The organism is Clostridium sp. UBA1652 (assembly GCF_002320975.1).
Taxonomy (GTDB): Bacteria; Bacillota; Clostridia; order Clostridiales; family Clostridiaceae; genus Clostridium_T; species Clostridium_T intestinale.
In genome coordinates this window covers 55,483-66,796 of the sequence record NZ_DCLI01000048.1, presented here as the reverse complement: position 1 = coordinate 66,796, position 11,314 = coordinate 55,483, and the positions used below count along the sequence as shown (strand labels likewise).

General features: G+C 28.5%; 12 protein-coding genes. 3 read left to right on the top strand and 9 right to left on the bottom strand.

Annotated features, from left to right (window positions below):
- Positions 1-19 precede the first annotated feature (19 nt).
- The 8 genes from B3N22_RS08550 to B3N22_RS08515 form a co-directional block, all read right to left on the bottom strand.
- Positions 20-853 (bottom strand): GNAT family N-acetyltransferase, encoded by an 834-nt coding sequence (locus tag B3N22_RS08550; RefSeq protein ID WP_286906301.1) that lies wholly within the window; start codon positions 851-853, stop codon positions 20-22.
- A gap of 192 nt (positions 854-1,045) precedes the next feature.
- Positions 1,046-2,038 (bottom strand): protein kinase family protein, encoded by a 993-nt coding sequence (locus B3N22_RS08545; RefSeq protein WP_286906299.1) that lies wholly within the window; start codon positions 2,036-2,038, stop codon positions 1,046-1,048.
- A gap of 134 nt (positions 2,039-2,172) precedes the next feature.
- Positions 2,173-4,068: a bifunctional 4-hydroxy-3-methylbut-2-enyl diphosphate reductase/30S ribosomal protein S1 gene (locus B3N22_RS08540; RefSeq protein WP_286906297.1), complete on the bottom strand. Its 1,896-nt coding sequence runs from the start codon at positions 4,066-4,068 to the stop codon at positions 2,173-2,175.
- A 16-nt stretch (positions 4,069-4,084) separates the two neighbouring features.
- On the bottom strand, positions 4,085-4,741 hold the full coding sequence (gene cmk, locus B3N22_RS08535) for a (d)CMP kinase (RefSeq protein ID WP_414632228.1): 657 nt from the start codon (positions 4,739-4,741) through the stop codon (positions 4,085-4,087).
- A 73-nt stretch (positions 4,742-4,814) separates the two neighbouring features.
- Complete coding sequence (locus B3N22_RS08530) at positions 4,815-6,029, bottom strand: BaiN/RdsA family NAD(P)/FAD-dependent oxidoreductase (protein WP_286906295.1); 1,215 nt, start codon at positions 6,027-6,029, stop codon at positions 4,815-4,817.
- A 105-nt stretch (positions 6,030-6,134) separates the two neighbouring features.
- Positions 6,135-7,037, bottom strand: coding sequence for a MurR/RpiR family transcriptional regulator (locus B3N22_RS08525; RefSeq protein ID WP_021802066.1), 903 nt, complete (start codon positions 7,035-7,037; stop codon positions 6,135-6,137).
- A gap of 92 nt (positions 7,038-7,129) precedes the next feature.
- Positions 7,130-7,672, bottom strand: a complete 543-nt coding sequence (gene mnmM / locus B3N22_RS08520) for a tRNA 5-(aminomethyl)-2-thiouridylate-methyltransferase MnmM (protein ID WP_286906293.1) — start codon at positions 7,670-7,672, stop codon at positions 7,130-7,132.
- Positions 7,673-7,687: 15 nt separating this feature from the next.
- Positions 7,688-8,398 (bottom strand): pseudouridine synthase, encoded by a 711-nt coding sequence (locus B3N22_RS08515; RefSeq protein ID WP_286906292.1) that lies wholly within the window; start codon positions 8,396-8,398, stop codon positions 7,688-7,690.
- Between the two features lie 160 nt (positions 8,399-8,558).
- On the opposite strand from B3N22_RS08515, the gene B3N22_RS08510 reads away from it, so the two are divergent.
- On the top strand, positions 8,559-9,374 hold the full coding sequence (locus B3N22_RS08510) for a TIM barrel protein (protein WP_286906290.1): 816 nt from the start codon (positions 8,559-8,561) through the stop codon (positions 9,372-9,374).
- A gap of 40 nt (positions 9,375-9,414) precedes the next feature.
- Here the strand turns inward: B3N22_RS08510 and B3N22_RS08505 are convergent, their stop codons facing one another.
- Entirely contained in the window at positions 9,415-9,639 is a 225-nt protein-coding gene (locus B3N22_RS08505) for a hypothetical protein (RefSeq protein WP_286906288.1), read from the bottom strand.
- A 153-nt stretch (positions 9,640-9,792) separates the two neighbouring features.
- Here B3N22_RS08505 and B3N22_RS08500 point away from each other — a divergent pair, with 153 nt between their 5' ends.
- Together B3N22_RS08500 and B3N22_RS08495 are read left to right on the top strand one after the other, a co-directional pair.
- Positions 9,793-10,176 (top strand): PadR family transcriptional regulator, encoded by a 384-nt coding sequence (locus B3N22_RS08500; RefSeq protein WP_286906286.1) that lies wholly within the window; start codon positions 9,793-9,795, stop codon positions 10,174-10,176.
- A gap of 101 nt (positions 10,177-10,277) precedes the next feature.
- Positions 10,278-11,300, top strand: coding sequence for a branched-chain amino acid aminotransferase (locus B3N22_RS08495; RefSeq protein WP_286906284.1), 1,023 nt, complete (start codon positions 10,278-10,280; stop codon positions 11,298-11,300).
- The last annotated feature ends 14 nt before the right edge of the window (positions 11,301-11,314 follow it).

Here is an 11,314-nt window from a genome sequence, read left to right as displayed (position 1 = left end):
TCTAGGTTTTAAAATAATCCTATTTGTTCCAAGTTAATATATGTTCCTTAAAATAGAAGCCTACAGAGCCATATAGGTTCATAGCCTTTACATTAGTAGGAGAAACTCGTATAGAAAGTTCTTTAATGTTTTTTCTCTTAGCAAGGGATATGATGTAATTAAGAAAATGCCTCCCTAAGCCTTTACTTCTATATTCAGGCAAGATACCAAAATTTACGACTGTATAGGAATTATTTTTTATTATTTGGCCATATCCGATGGATTTATCTTTAAAATACATGATAATAGCTAAATCATTAATATAATACTCCTGCTTCATATCAAATAGGATATCAGAAGTTTCTAGGGGGATTCTGCTATCCTCATCAAAAATAATATTTTGTAAGGAAACTCTAGAATTTATATCATCTTTAGTTTTAACATATCTAAAACTAATATCTTCAATATCGTTAAAAGAGAAGTCTTCAATAGTTTTTTCAAGAATATAGCTCTCAGAACAAATGTTAAAATTCAATGTTTTAAGTAAAGAAATACTATCCTCATTAGCAATACTTTCATAACTATAAGAATGATTTTTAGTAAAAAATGATATAGGAAGTTCAGAAAAACTAGGCGGAAAATATAAACTTTTTATATTAAATACATTATTGCTTAAATGTTCATACCATATATAGCCTACTGAATCATTTGAAATATATATATCAAAAGAAGACTTTAATAAAAATTTCATCACAAAAGATTTAGAATCATATTCAGATAAAAAATCTTCATTTAGAGGATTAATTTTAATAGCCTCTTTAATAGCCTTTTCAACTAATGGCCTATTATTCTTGTTTAGTCTTTCAATCTTCATATTAAACCACCACCTATATTCTGCACACATATAATCTGTAGGAGCTTCTTCCCAAGATCCATCAAATCATCGTACAAACTTATCGCTAGGAGCGTTCCTTTGCTCCATCAATTAATTTTACTCTATATTGATAAACATATAAATAGCTCTTTAGAATAATTTAACAGTTGTCCTGTAGAAAATCACATTAATCTATATATCGGTAGCTTTTACATAAAATTTAAACCATGTATTTACATTTTCATTCTGTGATAATATATTATTTAAATCTGCTTTGTATTCTGAAATATTTTTATGAGAATGTTTTTTATAAATATCCCTGCAAATATCATAAAACTTATAAGGAAATGCAGTAAAGCCTAAAATCAAATAAATATCCTCAAGAGAAAAATTATAATTTTTCTTATAAATCTCTATTAAATCATTAAAAATTTGGTAATCCCAGTTTACGGATGGTTGATTTAGAATACTGTTTAAAAGAGACCCAATATCCATATGATAATAACTATACTTAATTCGATTTATATTCTTTAATTTAATTTTATTATCTGATTTAGTAAAATCATCTATTGTGATTCCACTTGTAGAAAATTTATATCTATGTGGAGTTTTATTTTTAAGGCTATATAGGTTGTTAAAAATCTTTTTGCAGTTATTAAGTACTTCATCATAACTTACTAGAATATCTAAAACCTGATTATCAAAGTAAGATTTAATTATGTTATTAGATATAGTATTTTTTAAATTAAGCATGTAGTCTATTCTTTTCAAATATCTTTTTATATATTTAGTATATTCCCTTTTAAAATTATACTTATCGGGATGTAATTCTATGGTACATCTATGGAATTTATTTAGTAATAATACTGAGTTTTTGAAAAAATCTATGTTATAAACAAAATCATTGTCTTCTCTAAAATATGATGTAAGAAAATATGAAGCATCTCTAGTTTTAATATACTTGTTTCCATTATTCGTTTTAATTATTTTACCTATTTTTCTAAACCCATTGTTATATAAATCTTCATAAAATTGTAGAAAGTCTTTTAACTGAGTTTTTTTGCTTCTATAAGAATGAAGCATAAACATCTCACTTTTGCAGTCAACTATATAGTTATTATCTTTAAAGCTTACACTATAACCTTCTATATTATAATTAGACAATATTTTTGAATAATCCTCCACTAATATTACCTCCTATTGCTTCGCTTATTAAAGTATATTCTATTAGTTTGAAGATAATAACAAAGAGTTCTTTCTAGTTTGAAGATAATAACAAAGAGTTCTTTCTAAAAACATAGAAAGAACTCTTTAAAGACTTACTCTAAAACTTTTGAACTTAATCCAATTTTTCTTTTCTCTTTATCAACATTGATTATTTTTGCTTTTACTACATCTCCGATTTTTAGGACTTCTGATGGGTGATTTATTTTCTTTCTAGATATTTGAGAGATGTGTAATAATCCATCTACCCCTTTTTCTAGCTCTACAAAAGCTCCAAAATCAGATAGTCTCACTACTTTACCTATTACAATAGTATCTTCAGGGTATTTTTCTTCTATATTAGTCCATGGATCTTCAATTAAATCTTTTATGCTTAAAGTTAACTTATTTTCGTCTCTATTTGATGCAACTATTTTTGCTTCTATCTCTTGACCTATTTTTAAAACTTCTGAAGCTTTTGATATTTTTCCATAGCTCATAAGTGAAAGTGGTATAAGTCCATCTACACCTTTTACATTAACAAAGGCACCAAAGTCTGCAAATCTTAAAACCTTAACTTTAACAACATCACCATCATTAATAGCGCTCCAAGCTGCATCTTCAATTACCTTCTTTTCAGCTTCTTCTATAACTCTACTAGAAGCTATAACATTTCCCTCTTCAATATTAAGAATTTTAACTTTTAAAGTTTTATTTAAATATGATTCTAAATTCTTAACAAAAGCCACTGATATTTGTGATTGAGGTATAAATATTCTTATTCCTTTATAATATGAAACTAATCCGCCTTTTGCAGAATTCGATACTGTTATATCAAGAGTAGCTTCCTCTTCTTTAGCTTTTACTAATTCTTCTAAGGCTATTTCTCTTTGAAGTTCTTTACTAGATAGTAATACATAACCTTCAAAATTATAACTTAAAACCTTAGCTTTTATGCTTTTACCAACAGTTACTAATTCACTAAAGTTATCAACCTTGTCAAAAGAAAATTCTGATTTAGGGATTTTTCCATCTAATTTATAACCAGGAATTGCTACATAAGCAGCATCGTGATCTACTTTTAAAACCTCTACTTCAATAACCTCACCTATAGTAAGTTTTCTATCCATAGAATTCATTAGATCTAATTGATTTTCTTGTACTAAATTTTCGTTTTCCATAATTTCAACTACCTCCTTAATTACCCAATCAGGAGTTGATGCTCCTGCAGTAATTCCTATTAAATTTATACTTTTATTATTTATTAATTCCAATGGAATATCAGAAGCGTTCTCAATATGATAGGTCTTGGAACAGTTAGATTTACATATCTCAAATAATTTTGTGGTATTTGAACTATTTTTACCCCCAATAACTATCATAACTTGAACTTCTTTTGATATTTCCATAGCGCTTTTTTGTCTAACTTCTGTAGCAGAACATATAGTATTGAAAGCTAAAACATCTTTAGAATGTTCTGAAACATAGGATAGTGTTTTTTCCCAAGTTTCTTGTTTTTCTGTGGTTTGAGATAATAAACACACTTTATCAGGTATAGGTTCTATGATATTGCCATCTTTAGTAACTAAGGCATTATCATCAGCCCATCCATTTATTCCTATAACCTCAGGATGATTTTTATCACCCATAATAATAACCTTATAACCTTCTTTATTATATTTATCAGCTTTTTTTTGTATGTTAGTTACGTAAGGACAAGTTGCATTAATAGTAGTAACTCCATGAGCTTCAAGTTCATCAATTACTTTCTTAGAAACTCCGTGTGATCTAATCAATACAACATCATCAGAAGTTAAATTTTTAATATCATCCATGATAATAGCATAAATATTATTATCTTCTAACATAGATACCACATCATTATTATGTATTAAAGGTCCTAGGGTATAAATTTTTTTGTTATATTTTTCTTTGTTTTTAATAGCTTCGTCAACAGCTCTTTTAACTCCAAAGCAAAATCCTGCATTTTGAGCTAGTAATATTCTTCTCATTTTATCACCTTTATATTTATTTTACACTACCATTAATATAATTAGAAATTTTATTAACAACGCCGTCTATATCTAATCCAGTAGTGTCAATTTCTATAGCATCATGTGCCTTAGTTAGAGGATCTATTTCTCTATTAGAATCTATGTAATCTCTTTTTATTATATCACTTAAAATATCATCATACTTAACATCTAAACCATTATTTTTTAATTCTTCGTAACGTCTATTAGCTCTTTCTTCTGGAGAAGCAGTTAAAAAGAATTTGAATTTTGCATCTTTTAAAACCACAGTGCCTATGTCTCTACCATCCATTATAACGTTATACTGTCTACCCATTTCTCTTTGAAGTTTAACTAAATTTTTTCTAACTTCAGGAATTTGAGCATAATTAGAAACATTATTACTTATAACAGGTATGGTTAACTGCGGTTGAACATTTTCACCGTTTAATATTAAATTATCGTTTTCAAAATGCATTTCCATACCTTCCATTAAGGACATGAGTTTAGATATGTTATCAACAGATATATCTTGATTCATAGCCACAAGGGTTACAGCTCTATACATTGCTCCAGTATTTATATACATTAAATTATATTTTTTAGCTATGATTTTGGCTATGGTACTTTTACCTGCTCCTGCTGGACCATCAATTGCAACTGAAATATTCAAAGTAATTCTCCTTTTCAATATTAGTATTCTAAAATATTATATCATAATAATGACAAAAATAAATTAATTTATTCTATATGGAATTTCCAGCTAAATAACCTGTTGATAATGCTATTTGAACATTATAACCTCCAGTAAAAGCATCAACATCAACAATTTCTCCAGCAAAGGATAGGTTTTGAATTAATTTAGATTTCATTGTAGATGGATCTATTTCTTTAGTATCAACTCCGCCAGCAGTAACTATTGCTTCTTCAATAGGTCTTAATCCTTTTACCTTCATTTTTAAATTCTGTAGTAAAGAAACTAAAATTTTTCTCTCATCTTTAGTTATAGAATTAACCTTTTTATCTTCATCAATTTTTGACAGTTTTATAATTACTGGAATTAACTTTTTAGGCAATAAATCATCTAGAGAATTTTTAAAATCTTTATTAAGATATTTTTGAAAATCTTTTTGTATTCTCTTATCTAGTTCGGATTCCGTTAAAGCTGGTTTAAGATTAATTGAGACATCCATAGATTTTGACATATCTACATAACGAGATGCACTTAAAACTAATGGTCCAGATATTCCGAAGTGGGTAAATAGCATTTCACCTTGATCCTTAAATACAGCTTTTTTATCTTTTAGAATTTTTAACTCTACATTTTTTAAGCTTAATCCCATTAACTCCTTAACCCAACTATCAATAGTTTCAATAGGGACAAGAGAAGGTTTGGGTTCTATAATGTTGTGACCTAATTTTCTAGATAAAGAAAGACCTTTCCCAGTTGAACCTGTTAAAGGATAAGAAAGCCCACCAGTACAGAAAATAAAGTGATCTCCAAATATTTTTTGATTGTTATCTAAAATGATAGAATCAATCTTATTGTTAGCAAAGTGTATATCTTTAACCTTGCTAGATAATAAAATATTAACGTTTGATTCTCTTAAAGCTGACTCTAGTCCTTTAATAATATCAGAACTTTTATCTGATAGTGGGAAAACCCTATCCCCTCTTTCAGTTTTCAGCTTAATATTTTTGCTTTCAAAGAAATTAATGACATCTTCATTTGTATAGCCATATAAAGCACTATAAAGAAAGTATGGATTTCCAGGTATGTAATTAAAAAATTCTGAAATATCCTTTTTATTTGTAACATTACATCTTCCTTTACCTGTTATAAAAAGCTTTTTGCCTAATCTATCGTTTCCTTCAACTAATGTAACCTTGTGATGCTTTCCTGCTGAAATAGCTGCCATCATACCAGCTGGACCAGCACCGATTACTACTACATTTTTCAAAATAATCACCTCTATAAATAAAATCATGTTAATAATAAATGTTAAAATGTTATATTGTCAATAAATAATAAAATCAGCTTCACATAAATAAAGCTGATTTAAGTGCTACTCTTCTAAAATCTTTCCTCTATTGTAAGAATACACATTGTAGTCTTTCCATATTTCTTCTAAATCGTTAAAAGTATTTGTGATTTTATCTTTTTCTCTCATACCTACAGCTATAATAAGTGCATTTATAACAGATAGAGGTGCTACTAATGAATCTACGAAACTAGCCATATTACTTTGAGAAATTAAAGTTAAATCTGATTGCGTAGCTAAAGGAGATAGCAGTGAGTCTGTAATAGCTACAACTTTAGCTTTTCTTGAGTGAGCAAAAGATAAAGCATCTATAGTTTTAGCTGCATATCTTGGGAATCCAATTCCTATAACTAAATCTCCCTCACCAACATTAATCATCTGTTCAAATATATCTGAAATTCCATAACCTACAACTTTAACATTGTCTAAAATTACATTTAAGTAGAATCCTAAAAATTCAGCTAAGGCAGTGGAACTTCTTAAACCTATTATGTAAATTCTTTTTGCCATAAAAATAGATCTAACAACATCTTCAAATGTTTTGTGATTTATTTTTTCTAAGGTAGCTCTTATGTTTTCTATATCTGCCTTTAGAACACCTTTTAAAGCGTTTTCTTCAGAAATATAGTCGTTTGATAACTCTAATCTCTGAACAGTAGTTAATTTATTTTTAATTAATTCTTGTAATTCTTTTTGAAGCTTTGGATATCCTGAAAATCCAAGTTCGTTTGCAAATCTAACCACTGTAGATTCAGAAACACCAACAGAAGTTCCAAGTCTTGCAGCTGTCATAAAGGCTGCTTTATCATAATATTTTAGAATATATTCAGCAATTAACTTTTGTCCTTTGCTCATTCTAGAAAATTTTATTTGAATGATTCTCATCAGATCTTGATTTTCTTCATTAGGTTTTTGAAAATAATCCATATTGTTTTACTCCCATCATTTTTGCAATTATTAATTAATATAAATTCATTTTATCATTTATTTACAATTCCTACAACAAAGAAATAACAATTTTATTTCTTTTCTATAATTAACAATAACGGTGGGTTATTATCTCTATTAACATACTCTAATTTCATAATACCGTATTTATTTTTAGGTAGGGTTTCTAAATAATTTAAAATGCAAGTTTTTTCTAGAAACCCTTCATAATGTCCGTAATAAACTGCGATTGTCATTATTCCACCTGATTTTAGTAAATTAAGTCCTTGCTTAATTGAGTTTAAAGTTGTCTCAGAAACTGTAGTTATGTTTTTATCTCCTCCAGGCAAATAACCCAAATTATAAATAATGCAGTCAACTTTTTCGTTAACATAAAAATCTAATTTATCATGAGAATCTAGTATCAACTCAATATTTTCATATCCTTTAGCTTTGTAGTTCTCTATGGCGATTTCTTGAATATCAAAAGCTACTACTCTTTTAAAAACATCTTTCAAAAAATCACAATCATGACCATTTCCTAAAGTACAGTCAATAGCTATTTCTTTATTTTGTGTGTATTTAAATATAATATCATGAGATATAGAACTTATGTCCTTAACTAAATTAAACATACTTCCTCCTATTTATTATAACGTCTTTATATAATCCACTTCTTGCATAGATAACTCTCTCCATTTACCTACTTCAAGTTTATCAAGATGTATGTTTCCAATTGATATCCTCTTTAATTCTATAACCTCATGATTAAAAGCTGAACACATCTTTCTGATCTGTCTATTTTTGCCTTCCATTATGCTTATCTTTACTTTGCTATACTTATTATCAGAAGATATAACAGAAATTTTACAAGGTGCGGTTATATAACCGCCTATATCAACACCAGATTTAAATTTTTCTAATTCTGAATTAGTAAAAGAACCTACAACTTTTGCAATATAAGTTTTATAGAGGTTTTTTCTTGGATGTATGATGTTATTATATAAGTCACCATCATTTGTTAATAAAAGCAATCCTGATGAATCATAATCTAGTCTTCCTATTGGATAAATTCTCTCTTTAACATTGATTAAATCTATAACAGTTTTCCTATTCTTTTCATCTTTTACAGAGGTTATTATTCCAGTAGGCTTATTTAACATTATATATCTTTTAATTTCCTCAAGTTTAATTAAGTTACCGTTATAATAAACTTTATCTGTATTTATATCTATTTTTGTACCTAACTCACGTATCGTTACTCCATTTACGCTCACCTTACCAGCTAAAATAAATTCTTCACATTTTCGTCTTGATGCAACGCCGCACCTAGCCATATATTTTTGTAATCTTTCTTCCATATTCATCACCTAACTTTGTATTCTCTTAATAAATTATATTAAGTAAAAATAAATAAAGCAAATTTATTGCTAATTGGAATTTCCTGGGAAATTATTCTTGAAGCAATATATGACTTTTTGATATACTATGGGATAAATATAAATTATAGGTGGTATAATTATGGACAAATTATTCTTTGGAATATCTGGAATACCTTTAGGTAATGGTGAGAAGTTTAATTATGCAAGTGGAATAGAATATCTTAGTAATATTGGGTTAGATGCAATGGAACTTCCCTTTGTAAGATCAGTTAATGTAACTAATAGAAATAGAGAGGCCATAATTAAAATGAAAGAGAAATATAATTTTTATCTTTCTGCACATGGTTCCTATTACGTTAATTTAAATGCAGATGAAGAGGAAAAAATCTATAAATCTAAGGAGAGAATATTAAAAGGTGCAGAAGCTTTAGCTTCAGTTGGAGGTAGAAGCTTAGTTTTCCATGCTGGTTATTATCTTAAAGCTTCTAAAGAAGACACATTAGATAAGATAAAAAATGAACTTAAAACATTGCCTAAAGATTTAGTTACATATAGGCTAGAGACTACAGGAAAGGCATCACAGTTTGGCGATATAAAAGAACTTGTAGACATAGCAAAAGCTGTTTCTAGTTGCAATATATGTATTGATTTTTCACATATTCATGCTAGAGGTGTTGGTTTATTAAAGGAATACAGAGATTTTGCAGAAATTCTTGAATATGTAGGTGAAGAATTAGGACGAAATGCTTTAGAGGATTTACATATTCATTTATCTGGAATAAATTATACAGATAAGGGAGAAAGAAATCATCTTCCACTAGCTGAAAGTGATTTTAATATAAAAGCTTGCCTAAAGGCATTTGTTGATTATAATGTAAAAGGATGTATAATATGTGAAAGTCCTATATTAGAAAAAGATGCTTTATATATGAAAGATCTTTATAACTCTTTATAATTATAAAAACTCCCTGCATTATTGCAAGGAGTTTTTAATATTAACAGTTGAAAAAACGACCTCTTCCAAGCACTAATAACCAAATAAGCATTGGATTATTAAAGAAACAATTGGTACCAAAAATTGAGTTATAAGGGTAACCGCATCCAAATCCTTGTGAACATCCTGAGTTGTAAGCACATGGTGGATTACATATACCGTAATTTCTTGTGGTACAACAGTCTCTAGCGGTGGTAGAACAACAGCCACATCTTCTTCTTGACATGTTAATCACTCCAATCTCTTTTGTATAGTATATGTTATTCACTTATACCATAAAATGTTAATAAGAATAAAACTTTGTCTACTTAGTGAAGAATAAGAGTAAATTTGCCACAGTATCTTTTTGGAGTATAATATAATTTGGAGGTGATAATTTATGCAGAGAAATAGACTTGTAGCTCCTAGAAATGTAGTTAATACAAAACAATTATATATTTTTTATATATTAAAAAAACTATCTAAAGGGGAAGAGGTTTTTGGTAACAAGATTTTAGAGGATTTTAGAAACAAATTTGAAAATGCATCACTCCCCTATCCTGTTTCTTCATCAACTGTATATGATACTCTTTATGATTTAGAAGAACGTGGGTATGTTAATTCGAAATGGCTTGGCGATGAGTTTTTAAACAAAAGAAGTAAAAAAATATACACTATAACTGATTCTGGGATTGATTATTATAAAAACAACATAAGTGATTATGTTGATAACTTAAAGAAGACCAAAGGTATTTTAGATATAATGATAAGTATGCTTTTATAAATATTTAAACAAGTTTTTTAAATTTTATATAAAAATATGGAATTTTGGTGTAGAATAAAATTATTTAAAAAAACTAACAAATCCTAAAGGGGGTAATTTATTTGAAAAAAGTAGATATTGATTGGAGTAACTTGGGGTTCTCATATTTAAAAACAGATTTTCGTTTTATTTCTAACTGGAAAGATGGGAAGTGGGATGAGGGGAATCTTGTAGAAGATAATATGCTAAAAGTAAGCGAAGCTTCTACTGCACTTCACTATGGACAGCAATGTTTTGAAGGATTAAAAGCCTATAGAACTAAGGATGGCGAAATTCAATTGTTTAGACCAGATCAAAATGCCTTAAGATTAAATAGAAGCTGTAGAAGGCTATTAATGCCTGAAGTACCTGTAGAAACGTTTATAGACGCTTGTATGCAGGTTGTTAAAGCTAATGAGGCATACGTTCCTCCTTATGGAACTGGAGCAACTTTGTATTTAAGACCTTTTGTAATAGGTGTTGGAGATAATATAGGAGTTAAAGCAGCTCCAGAATACATATTCTGTGTATTTTGTTTGCCTGTTGGTCCATATTTTAAAGGTGGTATGACACCAGTTAATTTTATGGTTTCGGATTATGATAGAGCTGCTCCTTATGGAACTGGTGGTGCAAAAGTTGGTGGTAACTATGCGTCAAGCCTATACCCACATGAAGTTGCAGCAAAAAAAGGTTATGCAGACTGTATATATTTAGATCCTGCAACTCATACAAAAATTGAAGAAGTTGGATCAGCAAACTTTTTTGGAATAACTAAAGATGATAAATTTGTTACTCCAGTTTCACCGTCTATTCTGCCAAGTATAACTAAATATTCATTATTACATGTAGCTAAAGAATATTTAGGACTTGAAACTGAGGAGAGAGATGTATTAATAGATAATTTGGATGAGTTTAAAGAAGCTGGTGCATGTGGAACAGCTGCTGTAATTACTCCTATAGGAGGAATTGATTATAATGATAAACTTCATGTTTTTTATAGTGAGACTGAAGTGGGGCCTGTTACTAAAAAGTTATATGAGACATTATGCGGTATACAGGTAGGAGATATTGATGCACCAGAAGGCTGGATATATAAAGTTAAATAGATAACTTTAAGATT

Excerpts from the sequence above, each read along its gene's own strand:
- B3N22_RS08515 (WP_286906292.1), bottom strand. The coding sequence starts at position 8,398 with ATGGAAGAAAGATTACAAAAATATATGGCTAGGTGCGGCGTTGCATCA.
- B3N22_RS08550 (WP_286906301.1), bottom strand. The coding sequence starts at position 853 with ATGAAGATTGAAAGACTAAACAAGAATAATAGGCCATTAGTTGAAAAG.
- mnmM (WP_286906293.1), bottom strand. The coding sequence starts at position 7,672 with ATGTTTAATTTAGTTAAGGACATAAGTTCTATATCTCATGATATTATA.
- B3N22_RS08505 (WP_286906288.1), bottom strand. The coding sequence starts at position 9,639 with ATGTCAAGAAGAAGATGTGGCTGTTGTTCTACCACCGCTAGAGACTGT.
- B3N22_RS08500 (WP_286906286.1), top strand. The coding sequence starts at position 9,793 with ATGCAGAGAAATAGACTTGTAGCTCCTAGAAATGTAGTTAATACAAAA.
- B3N22_RS08540 (WP_286906297.1), bottom strand. The coding sequence starts at position 4,068 with ATGAGAAGAATATTACTAGCTCAAAATGCAGGATTTTGCTTTGGAGTT.
- B3N22_RS08525 (WP_021802066.1), bottom strand. The coding sequence starts at position 7,037 with ATGGATTATTTTCAAAAACCTAATGAAGAAAATCAAGATCTGATGAGA.
- B3N22_RS08510 (WP_286906290.1), top strand. The coding sequence starts at position 8,559 with ATGGACAAATTATTCTTTGGAATATCTGGAATACCTTTAGGTAATGGT.